Annotated in this window: 20 protein-coding genes and 1 other RNA gene; 3 read left to right on the top strand and 18 right to left on the bottom strand. The window is 36.9% G+C overall.

Annotated features, from left to right (window positions below; genetic code table 11):
* Positions 1-74 precede the first annotated feature (74 nt).
* From ACXPAV_RS03340 to proQ, 6 genes are all read right to left on the bottom strand, one after another.
* The gene (locus ACXPAV_RS03340) at positions 75-2,018 is read right to left on the bottom strand and encodes an LTA synthase family protein (RefSeq protein WP_458004047.1); all 1,944 of its coding nucleotides are present in this window, start codon (positions 2,016-2,018) and stop codon (positions 75-77) included.
* A 104-nt stretch (positions 2,019-2,122) separates the two neighbouring features.
* On the bottom strand, positions 2,123-2,767 hold the full coding sequence (locus ACXPAV_RS03335; protein WP_458004385.1) for an MBL fold metallo-hydrolase: 645 nt from the start codon (positions 2,765-2,767) through the stop codon (positions 2,123-2,125).
* Positions 2,768-2,793: 26 nt separating this feature from the next.
* Positions 2,794-3,354, bottom strand: coding sequence for a DUF882 domain-containing protein (locus ACXPAV_RS03330; protein WP_458004046.1), 561 nt, complete (start codon positions 3,352-3,354; stop codon positions 2,794-2,796).
* A gap of 198 nt (positions 3,355-3,552) precedes the next feature.
* Positions 3,553-4,962: a L,D-transpeptidase family protein gene (locus ACXPAV_RS03325; RefSeq protein ID WP_458004045.1), complete on the bottom strand. Its 1,410-nt coding sequence runs from the start codon at positions 4,960-4,962 to the stop codon at positions 3,553-3,555.
* A gap of 165 nt (positions 4,963-5,127) precedes the next feature.
* Complete coding sequence (prc, locus tag ACXPAV_RS03320; protein ID WP_458004044.1) at positions 5,128-7,137, bottom strand: carboxy terminal-processing peptidase; 2,010 nt, start codon at positions 7,135-7,137, stop codon at positions 5,128-5,130.
* 107 nt (positions 7,138-7,244) lie between these two features.
* The gene (proQ, locus tag ACXPAV_RS03315) at positions 7,245-7,877 is read right to left on the bottom strand and encodes an RNA chaperone ProQ (RefSeq protein ID WP_458004043.1); all 633 of its coding nucleotides are present in this window, start codon (positions 7,875-7,877) and stop codon (positions 7,245-7,247) included.
* Between the two features lie 207 nt (positions 7,878-8,084).
* On the opposite strand from proQ, the gene ACXPAV_RS03310 reads away from it, so the two are divergent.
* Complete coding sequence (locus tag ACXPAV_RS03310) at positions 8,085-9,317, top strand: PqiA/YebS family transporter subunit (protein WP_458004042.1); 1,233 nt, start codon at positions 8,085-8,087, stop codon at positions 9,315-9,317.
* Positions 9,301-11,952: an MlaD family protein gene (locus ACXPAV_RS03305; RefSeq protein ID WP_458004041.1), complete on the top strand. Its 2,652-nt coding sequence runs from the start codon at positions 9,301-9,303 to the stop codon at positions 11,950-11,952. The genes ACXPAV_RS03310 and ACXPAV_RS03305 overlap by 17 nt, the downstream gene beginning before the upstream one ends.
* 39 nt (positions 11,953-11,991) lie before the next feature.
* Here the strand turns inward: ACXPAV_RS03305 and ffs are convergent.
* From ffs to ACXPAV_RS03250, 11 genes are all read right to left on the bottom strand, one after another.
* An RNA gene (gene ffs, locus ACXPAV_RS03300) (signal recognition particle sRNA small type) lies at positions 11,992-12,087 on the bottom strand.
* Between the two features lie 129 nt (positions 12,088-12,216).
* Entirely contained in the window at positions 12,217-14,139 is a 1,923-nt protein-coding gene (locus ACXPAV_RS03295) for an ABC transporter ATP-binding protein (RefSeq protein WP_458004040.1), read from the bottom strand.
* 114 nt (positions 14,140-14,253) lie between these two features.
* Positions 14,254-15,162: a siderophore ABC transporter substrate-binding protein gene (locus ACXPAV_RS03290; protein ID WP_458004384.1), complete on the bottom strand. Its 909-nt coding sequence runs from the start codon at positions 15,160-15,162 to the stop codon at positions 14,254-14,256.
* Positions 15,163-15,193: 31 nt separating this feature from the next.
* Entirely contained in the window at positions 15,194-15,955 is a 762-nt protein-coding gene (locus ACXPAV_RS03285; protein WP_013745077.1) for an iron ABC transporter ATP-binding protein, read from the bottom strand.
* The gene (locus ACXPAV_RS03280; RefSeq protein ID WP_458004039.1) at positions 15,946-16,911 is read right to left on the bottom strand and encodes an iron chelate uptake ABC transporter family permease subunit; all 966 of its coding nucleotides are present in this window, start codon (positions 16,909-16,911) and stop codon (positions 15,946-15,948) included. The genes ACXPAV_RS03285 and ACXPAV_RS03280 overlap by 10 nt, the downstream gene beginning before the upstream one ends.
* Positions 16,904-17,857, bottom strand: a complete 954-nt coding sequence (locus tag ACXPAV_RS03275) for an ABC transporter permease (RefSeq protein WP_458004383.1) — start codon at positions 17,855-17,857, stop codon at positions 16,904-16,906. The genes ACXPAV_RS03280 and ACXPAV_RS03275 overlap by 8 nt, the downstream gene beginning before the upstream one ends.
* A 207-nt stretch (positions 17,858-18,064) precedes the next feature.
* On the bottom strand, positions 18,065-18,823 hold the full coding sequence (gene modA / locus ACXPAV_RS03270) for a molybdate ABC transporter substrate-binding protein (RefSeq protein WP_458004038.1): 759 nt from the start codon (positions 18,821-18,823) through the stop codon (positions 18,065-18,067).
* Between the two features lie 44 nt (positions 18,824-18,867).
* Positions 18,868-19,923, bottom strand: coding sequence for a molybdenum ABC transporter ATP-binding protein (gene modC / locus ACXPAV_RS03265; protein ID WP_458004037.1), 1,056 nt, complete (start codon positions 19,921-19,923; stop codon positions 18,868-18,870).
* Positions 19,916-20,632 carry a molybdate ABC transporter permease subunit gene (gene modB, locus ACXPAV_RS03260; protein WP_458004036.1) on the bottom strand — a complete coding sequence of 239 codons (717 nt, stop codon included), beginning with the start codon at positions 20,630-20,632 and terminating at the stop codon, positions 19,916-19,918. The genes modC and modB overlap by 8 nt, the downstream gene beginning before the upstream one ends.
* A 25-nt stretch (positions 20,633-20,657) precedes the next feature.
* Entirely contained in the window at positions 20,658-21,428 is a 771-nt protein-coding gene (locus ACXPAV_RS03255; protein WP_458004035.1) for an ABC transporter permease, read from the bottom strand.
* A gap of 12 nt (positions 21,429-21,440) precedes the next feature.
* Entirely contained in the window at positions 21,441-22,370 is a 930-nt protein-coding gene (locus ACXPAV_RS03250) for an ABC transporter ATP-binding protein (protein WP_458004034.1), read from the bottom strand.
* A gap of 119 nt (positions 22,371-22,489) precedes the next feature.
* On the opposite strand from ACXPAV_RS03250, the gene can reads away from it, so the two are divergent.
* Positions 22,490-23,179 (top strand): carbonate dehydratase, encoded by a 690-nt coding sequence (gene can, locus ACXPAV_RS03245; protein ID WP_039173798.1) that lies wholly within the window; start codon positions 22,490-22,492, stop codon positions 23,177-23,179.
* Between the two features lie 6 nt (positions 23,180-23,185).
* Here can and ACXPAV_RS03240 read toward each other — a convergent pair whose 3' ends face one another.
* A complete protein-coding gene (locus tag ACXPAV_RS03240) occupies positions 23,186-23,722 on the bottom strand; it encodes an elongation factor P hydroxylase (RefSeq protein ID WP_458004033.1) in 537 nt (178 codons plus the stop codon).
* Positions 23,723-23,796 lie beyond the last annotated feature (74 nt).

The following is a 23,796-nucleotide window of genomic DNA, read 5'->3' as shown; positions in this document are numbered from 1 at the left end:
AGATTACCCAATTACCCAAACACCATTTTTAAATTTTAATAATTTATGCAATAAATCTTACTGTCTATATTCAATTAGTTATTCGGCAAATGATACAGTCTATTTTTATACAGATAACTTCCCCACAGTGCATAAGTGAGCGCCTCTTTTTTCATCTTGTCCGGAACTTCAGCCGGCGTTAACTTTTTCTGTATTGTATCGTAGATAAAACCTTGTGGTTGTTTATTTTCTTCTAAAATCACCACCTGATGCTGAGCATTCATTAAAGCCATAGATTTATCAAACTGCATCAATGCCCTATTTGGGCTATATTTAGTTAAATCAAAGCCTAACATTGGATATTGTGCATTTATTCCAATTAATGATAACAATGTCGGAGGCATATCTATTTGGCTAACTAAACGATCATCTACTTTTGCAGTAATACCATCACCAATAATCAATGCTGGAATATGGAAATGGGCTATTGGCACAAGCACTGCACCGGAAACACGCGAATCGTGATCAGCAATTACTAAAAAAACCGTATCTTTCCAATATTTTGACTGTTTAGCACGTTTAAAAAACTCACCTAATGCGAAATCAGCATACTTTGCTGCATTATTTCGTGTAGCTTTTGGTTGTTCATAAAGTGAAATTTTATTATCCGGAAATTCAAATGGGTCGTGATTACTTGAACTGAACACTAAACTAAAAAACGGCTTACCCTGTTGTGATAACTTTTCAAACTCCTGATCGGCACGGATAAAAAGGTCTTCATCCGAAACTCCCCAAGTTCCTTTAAACATTGGGTTAGGATAATCATTTTCATCGATAATCTTCTCAAAACCATTACCATAGAAGAAACTTGCCATATTATCAAAATGTTTCTCACCACCATAAATAAAAGAAGTATGATAGCCATTGCGTTTCAGCAAATCAGCAATAGTAAAAAAATTCGTCTGGCTATTTGGTAATTTAACAACAGAACGTGCCGGAGTCGGCGTAAATCCAGTAATGACCGCTTCAATACCTCGTACCGAGCGTGTTCCGGTTGCATATAAGTTCTCAAACCACCAACCTTCTTTGCTTAATTGATCCAAATTCGGTGATAACGGTTTGCCTTTTAATGTTCCAACAAATTGTGCTCCTAAACTTTCCTCTAGAATAATCACTAAATTTTTAGGCTTGCCTTGATAAGTTGCTTGATTTTGGCTTAATAACGGAATATCACCGTCAATATAGTCGCTTGCTGGACGCGGATGCAATGCTTTTAGTGTTGATAACATCTCTTCCGGCGGTAAACTGCCATAAACCGCAGCTGCATTTTCCTCATCCCCCATCTGTTGTATAGCAAAAAGCACGGAATAACCAGAATTTAGTACTAACGAGTTGACCAACGGATCGGATGAAAACGCCACCATCGAAGGATTAATACCTCGATGCGCAAAAGTAGAACGCGCACCGATAAAGACAAATGCAGCGGTTAACAATGCCACCAATGGGCGGTATTTCCATTTTCCCGCTGTAGCACAACGTGTCACATAACCAGATAATTTCCAATATGCCCAAATTGCTAATAAAGTTACCACAAGAGAAATAATCATTGTCGCCAGATGCCCTTTTGCCAACATCGTGAACACCTCTTTCGGATTCACTAAGTATTCAACAAAAAGACGGTTCGGACGAAAATCATAAGTACGGATAAATTCCGGTGTTGCCAACTCCATAAAAAGAATGAATACCGATCCGGCTGTCAATCCAATGCGTAAAATAACTCGCATTACTCTGCCGATCGAGCTGTTATCCAATAATAACGTGGAGAACAGTGCAAACAGACCAAATAACCAACACAGTGACACCACATCCATCCGGATGCCCTGAATTAATAATGGAAACCAACCATTTACCGCATCAACACGTTCTTGCTGCCACAATGCTAATCCGATTCGGCTCAAGGATAAAATTACTAAATTCAGCAAGAAAAAGTAGATCACCGGATAAAGAGAAAATTTTCTAAACATACCACCCTCAGACATAAGTCTCTTTTTATTTCTTAAAATTATTTCTTTAAAGGAATATTACAAAATAAACCTCTAATACCAAACGGTTATTAGAGGTGATTTCAAATAAAGAGTTCAATTTATTCGTCTATTATTTGTGTTGTCAGATAAGGATTATATTGTTTTTCATAACCTATCGTTGTTAATGGTCCGTGCCCGGCAACAACTTGCATATTATTATCTAATGGCCACAATTTACTTTTGATGCTATCGATTAATTCCGAGAAACTGCCGCCTTGGAAATCAGTTCGCCCAATACTCTGTCTGAACAGTACATCACCGGTAAAAGCAATATTTTCAGCCTTATTAATGAACCCGATATGCCCAGGTGTATGCCCTGGCAAATGCAGAACGTCAAATGTTAATTTACCAATCGTGATAACATCACACTCATTTAACCAACGATCCGGCAACAGTGGCGCACAATAAGGCAAACCGAATTGAGAAGCTTGCTCCGGAAGTGCTTGTAACCAATATTCATCAGATTTCTCCGGACCTAAAATATCAATATTTAAGTCACGTTTTAATTTTGCTGCGGCACCAACGTGATCCAAATGACCGTGCGTTAATAAAATAAACTTTGCAATTAATTTGTTATCTTCTAGAAATTGAAGAATTTTTTCTGCATCTCCACCCGGATCAATAATCGCCGCATTCTTCTCATCATCCCAAACTACTGAACAGTTTTGCTGAAATGCCGTCACCGGAATAATTTGAACATTCATACTCATTTTTTAACTTCTAAACATTATCAACTACCGCGCCACGTTCTGACCGGACCGGTATCAACGTGTACAAAATTACTGCGCGGATAATAACCAACACCGCCGTTTTTTAACGACTGTGCCACTTCACGCACTCTATTTAATGCAACATTATCAATACGAAAATCTATCGCCTGCCCACGCATATGATAACTGTTGCTTGCCACGCCTTTACTGCGACGATGCATTGCTGCATTAGTTGCCGGCGCACGATAACCACAAATCACTGAAATTTCACAAGAACGTAAGCCTAAACGCGATTGAATTTGGTAAAACTTCATAAATAATTTTGGATCCATATTGTGAACCAAATTAGTGCGTCTATCTCGCATTAAATAATTTAATTTTTGTAATTCGGATTTTGCCAATCCTTTATTCGGTGAAAAAGGTGAACTTAATTTTTCACCTGTATTGATATTTTTAAAGTGTAGGATTTTAGGTGCTGCTGTGGATAATGCTGCCAAAGCGGAGTTGGCTACAAATGAGCTTCCTAAGATAATTCCGCCTAACGATAACCATTTACGGCGTGATTGATCAATATTTCCCATTTCCCTTTCCTATCGCTAACTAAAAAACTGGTTTCCTATTTTCAATACACAAAATTTATTTTATACATTATTGACTCAAAATAAGCTACTTAGTAGCAACTTTTCTATAGTAAATAGCGAGCCTGCAATAAATAAGAGATTAAAAAAGGCTATTGCATAAAGAATAGCCTTTCGGATTATACTGATTTTTGCTAGTGATTAAAGCAAATATTGTAGCAATAGCGATTTATTTTCTTCATTTAATGATAATTTTTGATCATAGCCATAAATATCTGCAACGGTATGGATTTCCCCCTGCGCATCTGCCCACGCTGTTACATAGTAAAGATAGACCGGATTAGTAGACTGAATCGGCACCGAAGTCGTTTTACGGCTTTTTAGCACTTGTGCTTTTTTATCAACACTCCAACCTGCTTCCGTTAACAATAAAGTCGCTAATTCATCCGATTTATTGACACGAATACATCCTGAACTGATCGCTCGGTTTTTATTATTAAATAGACGATGGTTAGGCGTATCGTGCAAATAGATAGCATCTTTACTCGGCATATTGAATTTAAAATTACCCAATGCACTGTCTCCGCCCGGCGCTTGACGCAAACGATATGGGAAACTTTTTGCAGTCATATTTTCCCAATCAATAGTATAAGGATCAATAGTATTACCTTTACTATCAATAATGGTATAACCATTACGATAAATATAGCTCGGATCTTTCCGAACTTTAGGAATCAAATCTTCATTAATTAAGCGTACCGGCGCATTCCATGGTGGATTAACCACAATATTGCTAAGTTTACTCATCATTACCGGCGTTTTTCTTGTCTTCTTACCAACGATAACACGTGAGCTTAAAACTTCCTCACCATTACGATAATAATATAATTGAAAGGTCGGAATATTCACAAAAATTCCATTTTCAAAATCTGGGATAAAACGCAAACGCTGTAAATTAATGGCAAGTTTTGCTAATGTAGCATTATCCGTTGTCGATTTTATTAATTCGGATAGGATCGTTTTTTTGGTTTGCTCATAACGATGATTCACTCGATCAAATTTATCTACGAAAGCAGATAATTTCTGCTGTGATACCGCATTCAACCACGCATTAATAATATCATCACTTGGCAGTTGTGTTCGATATCGATAACTGTCATAAAGCCAATTCTGTGCATTTGAGTGCAAATTAGAAATATAATTTAAATAATTTAACCAACTATCACTAATTAAAATATCAGCGACTAAACTATTTTTCTCTGCGTGAGTAAGCCTTTCCAGTTGTGCTTTTACATCATTAGAAACATTAGTCAATCCCAATAAAGCATAGTCCTGCAAAAATTGATTTTTCGCATTTTCATCTTGCCAAATAGGAGAAAAATCTCTAGTCGCATAAATTTCAGCTAGCTTTTCCGGAAATACCAATTGAACATCCTTCATCACCTCTTTTAACTTCAAAAGCTGTGCCTGTGTTTGATCTTCAGTTACCACTGCAACCGTACTCTCTTCCTGATTATTCTTATTCTCCGTCCCGTTCTCTTCCGCAAACGACGAGGTAATCATCAATGATGAGAGAAACATTGTGGTTAAAACGTGTTTTTTAAGCAACATAATTAACCTCCTGATTAATCCTTAAGTATTGAAATGTTTGAATAATAGTGTACAAACCAACTATAAAATTTTAAATCTATCAAACGATCTAAATCTAAAAAAGAGGTGGAGAGACAATCCCTCCACCTTCTTTATTCTATAACAAAAAATTACAAAAGCTGTAAATTAATTTTGTTTTTGTGGCAACATATCCGATGCCATATGTTCAACTTCTTTCAATACAAAATCTGGTGCCGCATAATCTTTTGGTAAATCATCCAATTTTTTCAATGGTTTCTTACCTTCACGTTTAAATCTTGCATTTAGATCTTTTAAACGTTTTGCATCGTCTTTATCGTTCTCTGCTTTTCTATCCGCCAAATTTAATGAAAGGAATTTACGTTGATTGCGTCGATCTCTAGTTTCAATATCCTGATTCAATACGATAAATTCAGGATCATTTGCCACTCTGGCTTTATGATTTTCTGACAATTTCTTAATTAAATCAGACAAATCTGCAACACGAGTATATTGTGCTTCAGGAATTTTATCCCACGCCAATGCATTATCCTCTTTACTTTCACCATATTCAGATTCATCAATAAGCTCGGCAATCTTAATATCTGGAGTAACCCCTTTTAATTGAGTGCTTCCACCATTAATACGATAGAACTTCTGAATAGTGTATTGAATTGCGCCTAAAGGTGTTTGATCAGTATCATAAATAAAGTTCAGTGGACGACTTTGTTGCACGGTGCCTTTGCCGAAAGTACCTTGACCTACAATAATTGCTCGTCCGTAATCTTGCATTGCCGCTGAAAAAATTTCTGATGCCGATGCGCTGAAACGATCAACAATCACAATCATAGGCCCGTTATAAACTTGTTGCGGATCAACATCATCGTGTACACGAATGCGGTTGAACGCATCACGCACTTGAACCACCGGTCCATCACTAATAAACAAACCACTTAGGCTAACCACTTCCGGTAAAGAACCTCCACCATTATTACGAAGATCAATCACCAAAGCTTCTGCATTTTTCTGTTTCATCTCTGACAATAATTTAGTGACATCAACCGTTAAGCCGTTATAAAAACTCGGAATAGTAATCACAGCGATATTATGATTATCCACTTTTTCCATTTTCAATTTGGCAGCACGATCTTCAATACGCACCTTATCTCTCACTAAAGTGACAATACGAGTTTTGCCGTTTTTTGCTGATTCCAATTCCAGACGGACGGTTGTCCCTTTCTTGCCTTTAATTTTCTCAACAACATCATCCAGACGCCAACCAACCACATCTTCGATCTCACCTTTCTTGCCTTGACCGACTCCAATGATTTTGTCACCCGCTTTAATTTTTTTACTTCTATCCGCCGGTGCGCCTGGTACGAGTGATTTAATAATGGTTTCATCGTCTTCTGATTGCAGTGTCGCCCCAATTCCCTCTAAAGAGAGATTCATATCTTCGTGAAAACTTTTCGCATTACGTGGTGAAAGATAGCTGGTGTGAGGATCCAACTCACGAGCAAAAGAGTTTAAAAATAGTTGTGTAATATCATCTGCTTTGGTTTGTGTTAACCGCTTAATCGCCAGATTATAGCGTTTTGTCAATTTTTTCTTAATCTGTGTCCAAGATTTACCCTGCAAACGCATTGAAATCACATCATTTTTAACACGCTCTTTCCATAATTTATCCGCCTCTTCTTCTGTTTTAGGAAAAGGCGCTTTACTGCGATCAATTTCAATCTGATCATTTTCTTTTAAATTAGGTTCTTTATCTAACAGCGAAAGCGCATAGCTATATCGTTGATAACGACGCTGTTGCAACAAATCATACATAGCAAAAGCTGCAGTTAAATCACCTGCATTCAAATCGTCATCAAAATGTTTTGCATATTTTGCACGTAATTCATCGACATCAGACTGCAAAAATGTATTATGGCTGTAATCCAAAAAGTCGATATAACGATTAAAAATCTTTTCCGATAATGCATCATCCAAAGAAAACTTTTTGTAATGTGACTGAATCAATCTTGATGTTACACGTTTTGCTTCTAATGAATTTGTATCGGATGGCGCTGGAACAACAATTTTATCTGCGCTAATATCCGGTTTCACCGCCCACGCCGGCACATTCAGAAATAACGTACCAATAACGATACTAAGTGCCAATTTCTTGAACTTCATTATGTTCAATCCCCTTAATTCTTATAAACTCATCAATCAATTTGAACTTACGTTATAAACATAAAGCAGGCTATCACCTGCTTTGTTATTTCTTGATCTTTCATCTATCACAATTGGAATACACGATCTTCAGTAACGGTTAAGACTAATCCTTGTGCTAATTCAACACGAACATTATCTTTTCCTACCGCAAGCACAGTTGCGACTTGTGTTTTTTCACCGACTTTAATCTTTACTTGCTGTGATTCTTGCAAAGAAGACAAATCTGCCGGAACTAAATTTGGCTTACGTCTGACAACGTTTCTGCGCGGTTTATTATTCGGTTTACGTGTTGCTCTATTTTCTTTCTGTTGTGGACGATGACTTGCGTTTTTTGCTTTGCTTTCACGTAAACGTTGTTCTGCGTGTTCAATATGTTGTTGTTCCACTTCACCACATTCATTACCGTCAAGATCAACACGTTTTACCCCTGTCTTATAACCGTATAAATAACGCCATCCAGCAGTATATTGACGTAACGCACGACGAATTTGTGTGTTGGAAATGGTATCATCGTCTTTTAATCTGACAACAATATCTTGAAAAATACCGATTTTTAACGGTTTTGCTTCGCCCTGTGTTGAAAAACAGAGCGGAAATTTCTCTGCTAAATAAGCAATAATTTGATTATTTTCTTGGAATTTATTTTTTGAAGGTGCAACATCCGCTGCCGGTTGCTGATTTTCTGTTTCTAACGACATAGTCCTACTCGTGATACTTGGTTAAATTGTCCTATTATAGACGTTCATTATGATTCATTCTGTCAATCTTTATTATAAAAGATTAACGCCTTGGAAATTCAAATCGATAAGATTATTTACTTGTATATTTTCCCTTTATTTATATACTTGTTCAACAACTTTTATTGGCTTATTTAAACTAATCATCTCATTTATTCAAAAAATTTAATGCAAATTAGACGTTTTTCTCCGCTATCCGCAACAGAACAGGCAATTTGTTGCGATATTTGCGACCACGCCATCTCTTTACCAGCTTTGAATGCAAATCAAAAAGCAAGCTGTCCCCATTGCCATCACGTTGTTAGAGTAGGTGGCTTATGGAGTTTAAAACGTTGCTCAATTTTAGCGCTTTCTATTGCAATTCTGATGCCATTCGCCTTTACATTTCCCCTTTTAAATATCCAACTCCTAGGTGTCCCAGTTTACACCTCAATCTGGAGCGGTGTGTGGAAAATGGCGACTGAAGGTTACCCTTATTCTGCATTTTTAGTGCTATTTTGTGCAATTGTAATGCCGGTTTCTTACATTATTTTGATTTTATCGTTACAACTTTGTCGTATTTTTCACTTACGAGCAAGAATGTTGTTGATGTCGCTAAATTATATCCGTTCTTGGGTAATGCTTGATGTTTATTTAATTTCGCTTGCGGTGGCAGCATTTAAAGTGCGTGAATACGCCGATATTTCGTTTACGCTTTATCTTATTCCTTTCGTTTTAGTCACATTTTTAACCATCTTGCTGTTTACTAAAACATCTCCGAAACAATTTTGGGATCTCTTTTATCCGCCACAATTCCAACAAAATCAACATCTTTGCTACTGTAAAACCTGCGGTTTAAGCTTTCCTGAACAAGCTGCCCCCGATCATATTTGCCCACGCTGTCACGCTAACACTGCACTAGATAAAAATTTAGTATTACAACGTACTTGGAGCACCTTAATTGCCGGCGCAATAATGCTGTTACCCGCCAATTTATTACCGATTTCCGTTGTTTATGTGAATGGTGCGCCGAGTGCAGATACGCTAATTTCCGGCGTGATTACCTTTATTGAAATGGGCAATTACAGCATCGCCGCTATCGTATTTATCGCCAGTATTTTTGTGCCGATTTCTAAGGTGTTGATTATGTTGTACCTTTTATGTTGCATTCATTTCGGCTATAGCAAAAATATTCACTTTCAGATGAAACTGTTTGAAATCGTTCATTTTGTCGGACGTTGGTCTATGTTGGATCTGTTTGTGCTGTCGTTAATGATGTCATTGGTCACGAGAGGACAAATTATCAGCTTTTCGGTCGGCCCTGCCGCCATTTATTTTGGTCTTGCTGTTTTTTTGACAATGATTTCAGCAGAAGTTTTTGATACGCGTTTACTTTGGAAAAATTATGAAGCAAAAAAATAATAACATTCCTACCTCAATGTCAGCCAAGATTTCCGCCATTAAACGGATTTCACCATTTTGGTTGTTGCCGTTTATCGCATTTTGTGTCGGCATCGTGTTGTTTTATCAAATCCATCAGGAGCAAGGTGAAAAGATAACCATCTTTTTTTCTGACGGATCAGGCTTAATTGCGGAAAAAACACCGATTCGTTATCAAGGCTTACAAATTGGTTTAGTCAAAAAAGTAAACTTCACCCAAGATATGAAATCGGTCAAAGTTGAAGCCAATATCTACCCTGAAGCCGTGTCGGTATTACGTGAAGATACTAAGTTCTGGATTGTTCAACCCAGCGCCTCGTTAGCCGGCGTTTCCGGTTTAGATGCGCTCGTATCAGGAAACTACATCACACTTTCTCCGGGTAAAGGCGAAGAAGCGGATACTTTTGTGGCTGAAGATCGCGGTCCGATTGCCGAATTGAGTGAAGGTGATTTATTGATCCATTTAATTGCAGATGACCTCGGCTCCATCGAATTAGGTTCAAGCATTTTTTTCCGTAAAGTGCCGGTTGGCAAAGTGAACAACTATAGCTTTACTGATGATAAAAAAGTCGCTATCGACATCATTATTTATAAACAGTATGCAAAATTTGTGAAAAAAGAGAGCCGTTTCTGGAATATCAGCGGAATTAAAGCCGATGCCAATTGGAACGGTATTTCCGTTAGTATGGATAGCGTGCAGGCGATTTTACAAGGTGCAATAGCCTTTGATTCGCCGGATGACAGCAATGAAGTGCAAGGCGAAACCACCTTTCCGCTCTACGCTTCCATCAAAGCGGCAAAACGTGGGCTGAACGTTGATATCACGCTACCTAATGATATTTCCGGTTTAAAAGAGAACGACACGCCGGTCTATTTTCACGATCTGCAAGTTGGTGTATTAAGTGAGATCAATTATGGTGAAGATGAAGCGGTTATCAACAGTACCCCAACAATTCAAGCCAAACTCTTGGTTGACCCAAGCATCAAATCCAATCTCAAAAGCGGTTCAAAAATTGTCTTAATGGATCGCCCTTCATTGGCGGAAGTGTCTAATTTAAATCAATTTTTACAAGGTAAGTATTTTGAAATTATTGACGGCAACGGCACACCGACTCTCCATTTTGATGTAATAAAACAGTCTGAATTATTGTTACAACAGCCCGGTGCTTTAATTCTTAGTTTAACTTCACCACAAACTTACGGCATAGAAGAGGGGCAACCAATCAGTTACAACGGTATCAAAATAGGCGAAATTGTATCCCGTCATGTTGATATTGATAAAACTACATTTAAAGCAGTGATTTTGTCTACTTATCGTCATCTAATCAATGCAGAAACACTATTTGTGGCAGCAAGCAATTTTTCATTAGATTTAAGCAGTGATGGCGTGCAAATGAATGTAGAATCACCACGAAAATGGTTACAAGGTGGGATTAACGTATTACTACGTTCTAATAAAACAGGCGGCAAAGCTTTGCAGCAATACCCTTTGTATGCTAATAACAGTAACGCACTTGCAGGCATTACTTCGGATAGTATCAAGCCAACTATCGTACTAACAACAACGGAATTACCAAATATCAGTGAAAATTCACTAGTACTTTATCGCCGCTTACCTGTCGGTAAAATTTTATCAATCAGACCTAATAAACAATCTTTTGATATTGCTGTTTTCATTAATCAGCAATATCAATATCTGTTCACCAAACAAAGCCGATTCTGGGCAGAAAGTGCGATACAAGTTGATGTTTCTCTGCAAGGAGTCGATATTAAAGCTGCACCTCTTTCTAGAATTATTAAAGGAGCAATCAGCTTTGATAATATTGGTCAAAATGGTACTCAAACCATCTTATATCCAAATCAAACAGCGGCTCTCTCAGTCGGGCACGAAATAATGCTATTTGCAGACAATGCGGACAATCTTACTATCGGAATGCCATTACGTTATTTAGGTTTAGAGGTCGGTACTATCCAAAAAATTTCATTGGATGAACAAAAACAGAAAGTGATTGCATTGGCATCCATTCAACGTGATTACTTCAATGCTCTCAGTAAAAAGGGCAGCCATTTCACATTGGTAACACCGCAACTCTCTGCTGGAGGAGTGCAAAATTTAGATGCATTATTGAAACCATATATCAATGTGAATTTTGGTCAAGGTAAAACACAAACGCAATTCACCCTATCCCGTACTTCTGGCGAAAATAATAAATATCAAAACGGTTTTCCGTTAGTGTTGGAAACTGAAAATGCCGCTTCGCTTTCGGTTGGTGCGCCGGTGTTATACCGCGGTGTTGAAGTGGGAGCAATCAGCAATATTAAGTTGAATACTACTGCCGATCGTGTTTTTGTCGATATTCAATTAGCGCAACAATATCGTCATTTGGTTCGTCAAAACAGTGAATTTTGGTTAGCTTCAGGTTATTCCTTAGATATTGGTTGGAGCGGTGTTGATTTTCAAACCGGTACAGCGCAGCAGTTACTTCGTGGCGGTATCGCCTTCTCCACGCCTTCCGGAAAAGTCGTGCAGCCAGTAGCCAAAGCTTATCAACATTTTCTATTACAAACGAAAAAACCGGTTGAAAGCCAAAACTGGAATCAAGGCAGCGCACCATAAAATTAATAATTGTAAGGAAAGGGCTGAAAATGGAGGAGCCCTTTCCAGCTTAATCTCGGCACACAAAGTTCTAACTTGGGCTGCTTTCTTCCGAACCTGACCCGCTGAGCTAGAGTTTGTTGCGAGGAACCGAAAAGGACTCCATTGATACGTCTAAAAGACGGGAGGCATTATGCGATAAGTTGTCGCCAAATGCAAGTTTATCGCCAGCTAAACTGTTCATTCTTTTAGCATTTGCACGACGTTGCCATTAAATTTTGTTTGTTATTGCCCACCCTCAGCAATTTGCTCCAATTCCGCCCAACGATTTAATGCATCATCCAATGCTTGCTCCAGTTCAGCTAATTGTTGTAATTTACTGCTGGTCACTTCATTCGGCTGGCTAAAGAAATCCGGCTGATTAATTTCCTGCTGCAACTGTTGAATCTGTTGCTCCAACTGTTCTAGCAATTCAGGTATCTTCGCCAATTCTTGTTGTTCTTTGTAAGACAGCTTCACTTTTCGCACTTTACTGTCACGAAACGCCTGTTTTTTATTCTCTTTTACCGGTTCTTCTATTTTGGGTTGTTGCTGTTCCTTCTGTGCCAATACATTCGCTTGTTGTTGTTTTGCATCGTGGTAACCACCAACATATTTATGCAAAATACCATCGCCCTCAAAAATAAAACATTCAGTTGCAGTGTTATCAATAAATTGTCGATCGTGGCTAACGATAATGACTGTGCCTTGATATTCTGATAACAACTCTTCCAATAACTCTAAGGTTTCCACATCCAAATCATTAGTCGGCTCATCCAGAATCAATAAATTATTTGGTTTTAACAACAATTTTGCCAATAGCAGACGATTTTTTTCACCACCTGATAATGCTTTTACCGGAATCATTGCCCGTTTAGGAGGAAAGAGAAAATCTTGTAAATAACCTAGAACGTGGCGTTTCGCGCCATTAACCTCTACATCCTGCTTACCATCTGCCACGTTATCCATCACGCTTTTCTCCGGATCAAGGGTTGAACGATATTGATCAAAATAGGCCACTTCCAATTTTGTTCCTGTATGAATTCGTCCGGATGTAGGTTGTAATTCACCCAATAACAGCTTAATCAATGTCGTTTTACCGCATCCATTCGGACCGATAAGCGCAATTTTATCTCCACGCAAAATTGTCGCTGAAAAATCTTTAATTAAAATTTTATCCGCTAACTGATAATTTAAATTTTCAATTTCAAACACAATTTTTCCGGAACGTATTGCATTATCAACCTGAATATTAGCTTTCCCCATTATATCTCGACGTTGGCGGCGCTCCTCTCGCATTGCTTTCAATGCTCTAACTCGTCCTTCATTACGTGTTCTTCTAGCCTCAATTCCTTTTCGAATCCAAACTTCTTCTTGAGCCAAGCGTTTATCAAAAAGCTCATTTTGCAAAGCCTCAACCCGCAAATTTTCCTCTTTTTGTTGCAAATATTGATCATAATTTCCCGGATAAGAGACCAATTTACCACGATCCAAATCGATAATTCGTGTAGCCATTCTGCGAATAAAAGCTCTATCGTGCGAAATAAAAACAATACTACCTTTAAATTCTAACAATAAATTTTCCAACCAATTGATCGTGTCAACGTCTAAATGGTTGGTTGGTTCATCCAATAACAATAAATCTGGCTCACAAACCAACGCTTTAGCTAAAGCAGCTTTTCGCTGCCATCCCCCAGACAATTCGGCTAATTCAATATCCGGATTTAACCCTAATTTCGCCAAAATTTCTTGAATTCTTGTTTCAAAACGCCAACCATCAAGGTGATCTAGCTGACCTTGCACTTCAGACAAACGGTTCATTGTTTTTTCTTGATAATCTTGTGCAATTTTCAGCGATAATTGATGATATTCTTTCAATAAATCTGCCAACTCCCGCACGCCTTCGGCAACATAATCGAACACTGTGCCTTCAATATGACGTGGTGGATCTTGTTCCAAACGCGCAATAATGCGATCTTTCTCAATAATCAATTGCCCATCATCCATTCCTACTTCTCCGGCAAGAATTTTCAATAAAGTCGATTTTCCTGCACCATTACGCCCTACTAGACAGACTCGTTCCCCTGCCTCAATAGTCATATCAGCATAATCTAATAAAGGATGATCACTAAATGAAAGATATGCATTTGAAAGAGTAAGTATCGCCATAATTTGCCTATAAAATCATACAACTTGAGGGCGCTTATTGTAGCCCACAAAAGCAAATAAAAAAACCACTGTAATCCATTATCAAATCACAGTGGCTCTAACTTATAACAGAAATTATTGTATTGCCTGTTCTAATTCAGAAATCATATTTTCTGTTGCTTTTAATCCGCCAAATGCCAAATACCAATTTGCTGCATTTAAATAAATAATATGATTTTGTTGATAAGCTTTTGTTTTCTTAATTAAATCATTATTCAATACAATTTTTGCATTATCCTTTTTATCAGTAATTGCAGCTGTACGATCCACTACCAATAAATAATCTGGATTTTTTTCAACAATATACTCAAAACCGACACTCATACCGTGGGTAGATGATTTGATATTTTTATCTACCGGTGTAAAACCAAATTTTTGATATACCAAACTATAACGAGAAGTATCACCATAAGCACTAATGCGATTTTCATTAACCAATATTAATAAAGCGTTTTTTCCTTTAGTGAATTTATTTAATTCATCCACTTTTTTATTCAATTCTGTAATTTTCTGTTTTACAACTTCCTCTTTATTTACAATTTTTCCTAGAATTTCTAAATTATTGACTAATGATGGGTAATAATTGTTGTAATCATTCTGATAATAAAATACCGGAGCAATCTCTTTAAAACGATCCAACATTTTTTGTTGACGACCGGAAACAATAATTAAATCCGGATTTAATTCATTAATTTTTTCAAATGCTGGTTCAGGCAAAGACCCCACATTCTCAAATTTATCTGATTTAAATGACTCTAAATAAGCCGGTAACGCTGAAGATTTAGGAATACCGACAATACGATCTTCGGCATTTAATTCCCGTAATGTATCCGCTACACCAAAATCTAACACCACAATGCGCTTCGTATCTTGTGGGATAGTCTGCTTACCTATTACCGAATCGACTGTTATATCCGCTGCATAAGCAAAAGTACCAATAAAAAAGCCTAGTAAGCCAATAACAAATTTTAATGATTTTTTCATCATTTTCTCCTTAAATATCGATGTTTTAAATTTAACGGAAATAAGTTGCAATTCTCTGCCCATTAATTTGTTGAATTGGAATATGCATATCATAAATATCTGCCAAAACATCAGTCTGCATAATATTATCTACTGCACCTTCAGCAATCAGTTTTCCTTGCTGCATCGCGATAATATTATCAGCATAACAAGAAGCAAAATTAATATCGTGAATAACAATTACGACTGTTTTCCCTAATTTTTCTACTAATTGGCGTAATACTTGCATAATTTGTACGGAGTGTTTCATATCCAAATTATTGAGTGGTTCATCCAACAGAATATAATCTGTATCTTGCGCCAATGTCATTGCAATATAAGCACGCTGCCGTTGCCCACCGCTTAATAAATGAATTTGTTTATGTTTCAATTCATTTAAATTCATATAATCAATAGCGTGTGCAATGGCATTATGATCTTCCTCATTTAGCCTTCCTTTACTATATGGGAAACGACCAAAAGAAACTAATTCTTCAACGGTTAAACGCAATGGAATATGATTACTCTGTTTTAAAATAGCCAGTTGACGTGCAATATTTTCACTTGATTGTTGTTGCAAAGGAGTTCCATTTAAAATTACTTCTCCTTGATCCGCCATTAATAACCGACTAATAATCGCTAATAACGTACTTTTCCCCGCACCGTTCGGGCCGATAAATGCCGTTATTTTTCCTTCCGGAATAACCAATGACACATTATCCACTACTTTTTGCTGCCCAAACTGTTTGCTAATATTTCTTAATTCTATTGCCATTGTTTATTTGTCCTAAGTAATAAATAAATAAAATAAACTCCACCGATAAAATTGACTAAAATACTCAATGTTGTTTTAAAGGTGAGTAATTGTGCCACAATAAACTGCCCTAATACTAATGTAATAATCGCTATTAAAATCGCAGTAGGAATTAACCATTTATGCTGATATTTCGGCATAAATTCAAAGGTAATATTCATAACCAATAAGCCCAAAAATGTAATAGGCCCAACCAACGCTGTTGCTACTGAAATTAATAATGTTACGATAATTAATAGCTGTTTAGTTATTCGTTGGTAATTGATACCTAAATTTATAGCTTGATCACGTCCAAGAGATAACACATCCAAAACGCTAAAATAACGAATACTGAAAAGAGAAATAGCTACAATCATTATTGTCGCAATCCATAAAATATTGCTATTAATTCGGTTAAAACTAGCAAAACCAATATCTTGTGCAATTTGAAATTCATTAGGATCAATCAATACTTCCATAAAAGTCGTCATACTTTGGAATAATGTACCAAATACTATTCCTACTAATAATAAGAAAAACATATTTTGCTGTTCTTGTCTAAATAACAATTGATATAAAACTAACGCAAATAACAACATTACTGCACTTGAAAAGAAAAAGAGCCCAATAGAATCAATGGCAAATAGTGTTGCTGATCCTGAAAAAAATATTATTGCAGTTTGTATAAACAGATATAATGAATCTAAACCTAACACACTTGGCGTTAAAATTCTGTTATTAACCAATGCTTGAAACAGCATTGTTGATAATGCTATTGCTATACCAGTAACAATAATAGCTAATAAAGATAAACTTCGATGTGTTAATGCATATTCCCAACGATTTGGTAATTGGTATAGCAAATAAAAAACAGTTACAACAATCGCAACTACAATCAATAATATAATCTTTAAACGGCAAGAGAAAATATTACGCATTACGATACCTTTTAAATAATAAATAGAGGAAAATAGCACTACCGAAAACGCCAACTACTGCATTAATCGAAATTTCATAAGGATAAATCACAATACGTCCAAGAATATCGCAAAATAATACAAAAATAGCTCCTAATAATGCAGTATGAGATAAAGTATTGCGTAAGTTATCTCCTAAATATAAGGAAACAATATTAGGGATAATTAAGCCTAAAAAAGGAATAACTCCCACGGTAACAATAACAATTGACGATACAATAGAAACAATAGCCAACCCTAAATAAAGTACCTGTTTATAATTTAATCCTAGATTAGTGGCAAATTCTTCTCCCATTCCAATAATGGAAAAACGTTGTGCATAAATATAAGCAAATAATATTGTTGGTATGCTGATATAAAGCATTTCATATCTTCCACTCATAATCAAAGAAAAATCACCTTGTAACCAAGCAGATAAATTTTGTAATAGGTCTTGTTGATAAGCGATAAAAGCGGTCATAGAACTAATAATATTGCCAAACATAATGCCAACTAACGGTACAAAAATAACATCAGTAAATTTTAGTTTTGACAATAAAGTCATAAATAACAATGAGCCGGCAAATGCTGCAATAATTGCAATAGCTGATTTTAATAACATTGAAGCATCAGGAAAGCAAAGAATAGCTAATAAAACACCTAATCGCGCACAATCCATCGTTCCGGCGGTGGTTGGAGAAACAAAGCGATTACGACTAAGTTGTTGCATAATTAAGCCACAAATACTTAAACCGGCACCGGCAATCAAAATGCTCACTAAACGAGGAATACGGCTGATCAATAAAATTTGCCACTGTTCGGCATCAAATTGTAGTAAACCGCTGATAGAAACGGAACTCACACCGATTAATAAAGAAGTAATTGATAATACTGCCAATAATAACAACAGATATCGTCGTTGAATCATCATTTTATATCGACTCTTATAAATGAGAACAATTCTTATTTTTCTAAAAAGCGGCAATATTGCCACGATAGCAAATGAATTTCAAGTAAAAAATAACCCTGTTATCCATTGGGAATAACAGGGTTTTCACAAAAAAATAAACTATACTGTTTTAATTTATAGCACACCACATTACGCGTTTTTATAAGAAAAAATTTATAATATCAATTAGTTATATACACTAAATCCATATTTCTCAAACACTTTTGAGGCATAATCTGTCTGCAAATAACTAAAAAATGCTTTAGCTGCTTCGCTGTCATTACCTCTAATTAACGCTGCCGGATACTCAATTTTCGGATAGCTATCCGCTGGGAAAATAGCCACCACTTTCACTTTGTCACTCTGTTTTGCATCGGTACCATACACCACACCTAAAGGCGCTTCATCTCTTTCCACCAACGCAAGTGCTGCTCGTACATCCTTGCCACGAGCCAATTTAGATTCGATCTTATCCCACAGACCAAGTTTTGTTGTCGCCGCTTTCATATATTGCCCTGCCGGAACGTGATCAGGATCACCGACAGAAAGAAAACTATGCTGCAACGCTTTTATCCAATCCCCTTTTGCAATATCAATTTGCTGCAAATGGCTCTCTTGATTAGCGATCATCACTAAATCATTACCGACCAATACACGGTCTGAATCTTTTAGCAACAACCCTTTCTCTTTCAAATAATCCATCCATTTTGTATTAGCAGAGATAAAAATATTTGCCGGTGCTCCCTCTTCAATCTGTTTTGCTAATGTTGACGATGATGCAAAAGAGAAGACAATCTCATCTTTCGGCGAGTTTTGTTTATACTGTTGAGCAATATCCTGCAACGCATTGGTCATTGATGCCGCAGCAAAAACCGTCACCTGTTCTGCATATGCATACATTGTAACGATGGAAAATAATGAAGTAATTAATAACTTTCTAAACATTACCGTTCTCCTTTTCTTGTGATGAATAAATTTTCTAACTATTGCTACTTAAGTAAAATCTGTATATCTAACAAATAGATATAAACCATTTGTTGCGCAACGAATATTGACGAAAGTTGTTGCTTAACGGGAATATCAATCACCATATCATCAGACAGACAAACAATCACAGTACTTCCGGCACTATTGGCTTTTATCGTCTGAATCGTTCCTTGCAAACAATATGGAATGCTGCTATTTGCTATCGGCTGTGAGCTTAAAACCAGATCACGCTGGCTAATCAAACATTTTACCGAGCAACCAACATCGATTTTCGATATGGTTGGAATCGCTAACGGTTGTTGAGCTAATTCTACACAAACAAGGTTCTCTTTATTCGCTGTCACTGTTGCCGGGAATAGCCACTGTTTTGCTTGTTCTCTTTGCCACTCTCTTAATACGCCACTATTCCAAATAGTTTCAATATCAGAAAACGCCGCCACTTTGCCGTTTTCTAATAACACCACACGATCCGCCAATGTTTTCAATTCATCCAAACTATGCGTAACATAAAGAATTGGAATATCAATTTCTTGCACTAATCGCTGCAAATAGCGCATTAACTCCTGTTTTCTCGGAATATCCAGTGCGGATAAAGGCTCATCCATCAATAATAATTTTGGTTCGGAAAGCAAGGCTCGACCAATAGCAACACGCTGTTTTTCACCTCCTGACAAGATTATCGGATAACGATTTAAAAGTTGTGATAATCCTAATAACTCTACAATCGCATTAAACTTTTCTTTTGAAAAAGATTTCATACCGTAGGTTAAATTTCCTTTAACGCGATAATGAGGGAATAGACGCGCTTCCTGGAAAACGTAGCCGATATGGCGTTGTTCAATGGGCAAATTAATCTGTTGTGCAGTATCAACTAACCTATTGTTCTGCAAGCAAATATATCCCTGATCAATATGACTCAACCCCGCAATCATATTTAACACCGAAGATTTTCCGGCTCCGGAACGCCCGAACAACATTGTGATACCCTGTGTCGGCAACTGCAGATCAAGCTCTATCTGAATATCAGGAAACTGTTTTTTAATCCGTAATTCAAGCATAACGTTGCCCTAATTTTTTGTACATATAACGCGCCAACCATTCTGATAATGCTAATGAACTCAAGGATAACATTATAGAAAGTAAGCATAGTTTAAAGGCTTGATCCTCTGCCCCCGGTGTTTGAATAAAGGCGTACATCGCTAATGGAATCGTTTGCGTTTGCCCAACGATATTGGAAACAAAGGTAATCGTTGCACCAAATTCGCCCAAAGAGCGCGCAAAGCCTAACACCATTCCAGCCAATACCCCCGGCAATGCCAATGGCAATGTAATGGTAAAAAATACGCGTTTTGGCGAAGCACCTAATGTTCTTGCCGTTAATTCTAAATGCGGATCAATATTCTCTAATGAGAGCCGAATTGAACGGACAACCAATGGAAATGCGACTACCGCAGAAGCTAGCACTGCACCTCGCCAACTAAAAGCAAACGATAAACCGAACCATTCAAAAAGATATTGTCCAATAATGCCTTTTCTACCCATCATAACCAACAATAAATAGCCAATCACCACTGGTGGTAATACTAACGGCAAATAGACCAAGCTATTAATAAATGATTTACCCCAAAATTGTTTTCTAGCTAATAACCAAGCAGTAAAAATTGCGAAAGGCAAACTCCATAGAATTGCATTCAATGCCACTTCCAAACTTAACCATAAAGCCTTCACTTGTTGTGGAGTAAACATAAAATAGTTTAACCAATCCATACAGAATTCCCCTTCAACCTATTACTTAGGTTCTTAAACCGACACCACGTTTAATTAATTGATAAACAAAACAATATAAGACTACAATAAACAATGCCAACACACTGAAAGTATAATGCAACGGCACATCACTAATACCTAAAAAACCATAACGAAAACCGTTAATCATATAAACAATAGGATTTAATTTAGATACCAATTGCCAAAATTCCGGTAACAAAGAAATAGAATAAAAAACACCTCCCAAATAAGTTAACGGCGTTAAAACGAAAGTTGGAATAATAGAAGTATCATCAAATGACCGTGCAAACACCGCATTAATCAAACCGCCTAAAGAGAATGTTGCCGTTGTCATCAGCAAAATACAGAGAACAACACCCCAAGAATAGACATCAAAACGAACAAAAAAGAGAGAAACTAAAGTAACTAAAAAACCAACAAAAATCCCTCTTGCCATTCCGCCAGAAATATAGCCTAAAATGATAATATGTGGCGAGGTAGGCGACACCAACAATTCTTCAACGTTACGTGCAAATTTCGTACTATAAAAAGATGAAGCAACATTAGCGAATGAATTGGTGATTGCCGACATCATAATTAAACCCGGAACAATAAATTGCATATAACTTACACCATTCATTTCACCGATTCGCCCACCAATTAATTTTCCGAAAATCACAAAATAAAGCATCATAGTGATTACTGGTGGCACCAAAGTCTGCACCCAAATACGCATAAATCGTTGAATTTCTTTGCGTAAAATCGTTTTATAGGCAACCCAAGATAGTAACGACATTTATATCTCCTCCTATTGTGCTTTATCAGCATCTGATTTATTTAATGCCATACTGACAAACAACTCTTCTAATCGATTTGCCTTATTACGCATACTTAACACTGTGATATCCTGTTTTTCCAGTTCAAAAAAGAGCCTATTTAACCCCTGTTCACGATGCACTTCCACCTCTAAAGTTACAGGATCAATAATTTTAACGGAATAATCGCTTAAATTCACCGCGGAGACACTATGAGCAAGATCCAAAATAAAAGTTTCCGTTTCCAATTTTGATAACAGTGTTTTCATAGAGGTATTTACTACTAATCTACCCTGCTGAATAATGCCTATATTCCGGCACAACATTTCCGCTTCTTCCAAATAATGCGTTGTTAAAATAATTGTGGTTCCCTGCTGATTCAATTCTTGTAAAAATTGCCACATAGTACGGCGTAATTCAATATCTACACCAGCAGTCGGTTCATCCAAAATTAATAAACGAGGTTTATGCATCAATGCACGCGCAATCATTAAACGACGTTTCATCCCGCCGGATAACTGCATTGATTTTTGATAACGCTTATCCCATAAATCCAGTTTTTTCAACCAAATTTCTGCCCGTTTTAACGCTTCCTGACGAGGCACACCGTAATAACCGGCCTGATTAGTTAAAATATCAATCACTTTCTCAAAATTATTGAAATTAAATTCTTGAGGTACTATTCCCAGCTGTTTTTTCAACTCACTCTGTTGTGTATCCAAATCATAACCGAATACTTTTACTTGACCACTCGTCTTATTCACTAAAGAACTAATAATTCCTATTGTGGTAGATTTCCCGGCACCGTTATGTCCAAGTAGTGCATAAAAATCTCCCTCTTTTACAGTAAGATCGATACCGTGCAAGGCTTTAAAACCATTGCGATATGATTTTGTTAATTGCTTAATTTCTAATGCAAACATTAATGATCCTTCAATTATTTTCTTATTGTTGATGAAAATATCATAGGCAGGTAGGATTTTATCGGTATAATGCAAAACGCTCGACAATAATAACATATCTTCAATATTAAGGTGTAACAATGAAGAAAATAGAACAGCTATTTGCCAATAATTTCAAGTGGGCAACAGAGATGAAAGAGCAACACGCAGATTATTTTGCTCAACTTGCTGAACATCAAAAACCAACTTACCTTTGGATTGGCTGCTCCGATAGTCGTGTTCCTGCCGAAAAATTAACAAACTTAGGCCCTGGAGAATTATTTGTACATCGCAATGTCGGCAATCAAGTTATTCATACTGATTTAAACTGTCTATCTGTGGTGCAATATGCCGTTGATGTGCTTGATATTGAGCATATCATTATTTGTGGTCATACTAATTGTGGTGGCATTCACGCAGCGATCAGTAATCAAGAACTTGGTTTAATTAATAACTGGCTACTACATATTCGCGATATTTGGTTCAAACATAGCCATCTATTAGGAAAATTGTCACCGGAACAACGTGCAGATGTTTTAACCAGAATTAATGTTGCCGAGCAGGTCTATAACTTGGGAATGTCTTCTATCGTACGCTCTGCTTGGAATCGTGGCAAAAAACTCTCACTTCACGGTTGGGTTTACGATGTTAGTGACGGTTTTCTCATCGATCAAGGTGTAATCGCTACTAGTCGAGAAACATTGGAGATCACTTACCGCCAAGCTATTGCCAAATTACTCTTAGAATATGTTGATCAACCACAATCAGTACCAGATTCCAAACTCAAATAGACAATCTTAAATCTTGTCGACATCAAATTCGGCAAGATTAATTGCTAACGGTCGTTGATAAAATTCTGCTAATGCAAGGCGAAGTTTTTCCGCTCTTTTTGGCAACCCTTTCTCCACATAAGTACAAACTTGTCTATACACCGCTTGCTTAAATGGTCGTGTATCCCCTGGATTCCCATTCAAATTATCAGCACTAGCAAAATAACGAAAACCAGCTGCATTAGCTAAAATCCATTCCAAAGCTTGCGGCTTTACCTCTACTTTTTCAAATTCTCTTTGCTGATCTTCGCTACGTCCATCAGGCTCATACCAATAGCCAAAATCTTCCAACTCTCTCCGTGCTTTACCTGCAACCAACCAATGCGCTATTTCGTGTAAACCGCTGCTATAAAATCCGCGTGCAAAATAGATTGCGTGATAAGGTCTCTCCTCCGTTGCCGGCAAATAGACAGGTTCATCCCCACCTTTTTCTAATTTTGTATTATATTCTTCATAAAAACAGTGATTAAAAATTGCCATTAAATCTTCTATTTTATGTTCCATTATGCCTTCCCTAAAAAATAATTAATGCCTTAATTACAATAATTAAGGCATTAACCAATCATAATAACTTGACG

Source organism: Gallibacterium sp. ZY190522 (assembly GCF_054166015.1).
The sequence above is the reverse complement of the archived record's forward strand: the minus strand, read 5'-3'. Positions and strand labels throughout refer to the sequence as shown.

Excerpts from the sequence above, each read along its gene's own strand:
- modA (WP_458004038.1), bottom strand. The coding sequence starts at position 18,823 with ATGTTTAGAAAGTTATTAATTACTTCATTATTTTCCATCGTTACAATG.
- ACXPAV_RS03280 (WP_458004039.1), bottom strand. The coding sequence starts at position 16,911 with ATGCGTAATATTTTCTCTTGCCGTTTAAAGATTATATTATTGATTGTA.
- ACXPAV_RS03335 (WP_458004385.1), bottom strand. The coding sequence starts at position 2,767 with ATGAATGTTCAAATTATTCCGGTGACGGCATTTCAGCAAAACTGTTCA.
- ACXPAV_RS03250 (WP_458004034.1), bottom strand. The coding sequence starts at position 22,370 with ATGTTTGCATTAGAAATTAAGCAATTAACAAAATCATATCGCAATGGT.
- ACXPAV_RS03330 (WP_458004046.1), bottom strand. The coding sequence starts at position 3,354 with ATGGGAAATATTGATCAATCACGCCGTAAATGGTTATCGTTAGGCGGA.
- modB (WP_458004036.1), bottom strand. The coding sequence starts at position 20,632 with ATGGATTGGTTAAACTATTTTATGTTTACTCCACAACAAGTGAAGGCT.
- proQ (WP_458004043.1), bottom strand. The coding sequence starts at position 7,877 with ATGTCGTTAGAAACAGAAAATCAGCAACCGGCAGCGGATGTTGCACCT.
- ACXPAV_RS03295 (WP_458004040.1), bottom strand. The coding sequence starts at position 14,139 with ATGGCGATACTTACTCTTTCAAATGCATATCTTTCATTTAGTGATCAT.
- ACXPAV_RS03305 (WP_458004041.1), top strand. The coding sequence starts at position 9,301 with ATGAAGCAAAAAAATAATAACATTCCTACCTCAATGTCAGCCAAGATT.
- ACXPAV_RS03275 (WP_458004383.1), bottom strand. The coding sequence starts at position 17,857 with ATGATTCAACGACGATATCTGTTGTTATTATTGGCAGTATTATCAATT.
- ACXPAV_RS03340 (WP_458004047.1), bottom strand. The coding sequence starts at position 2,018 with ATGTCTGAGGGTGGTATGTTTAGAAAATTTTCTCTTTATCCGGTGATC.
- ACXPAV_RS03285 (WP_013745077.1), bottom strand. The coding sequence starts at position 15,955 with ATGGCAATAGAATTAAGAAATATTAGCAAACAGTTTGGGCAGCAAAAA.
- ACXPAV_RS03290 (WP_458004384.1), bottom strand. The coding sequence starts at position 15,162 with ATGAAAAAATCATTAAAATTTGTTATTGGCTTACTAGGCTTTTTTATT.
- can (WP_039173798.1), top strand. The coding sequence starts at position 22,490 with ATGAAGAAAATAGAACAGCTATTTGCCAATAATTTCAAGTGGGCAACA.
- ACXPAV_RS03240 (WP_458004033.1), bottom strand. The coding sequence starts at position 23,722 with ATGGAACATAAAATAGAAGATTTAATGGCAATTTTTAATCACTGTTTT.
- prc (WP_458004044.1), bottom strand. The coding sequence starts at position 7,137 with ATGAAGTTCAAGAAATTGGCACTTAGTATCGTTATTGGTACGTTATTT.
- ACXPAV_RS03310 (WP_458004042.1), top strand. The coding sequence starts at position 8,085 with ATGCAAATTAGACGTTTTTCTCCGCTATCCGCAACAGAACAGGCAATT.
- ACXPAV_RS03325 (WP_458004045.1), bottom strand. The coding sequence starts at position 4,962 with ATGTTGCTTAAAAAACACGTTTTAACCACAATGTTTCTCTCATCATTG.
- ACXPAV_RS03255 (WP_458004035.1), bottom strand. The coding sequence starts at position 21,428 with ATGTCGTTACTATCTTGGGTTGCCTATAAAACGATTTTACGCAAAGAA.
- modC (WP_458004037.1), bottom strand. The coding sequence starts at position 19,923 with ATGCTTGAATTACGGATTAAAAAACAGTTTCCTGATATTCAGATAGAG.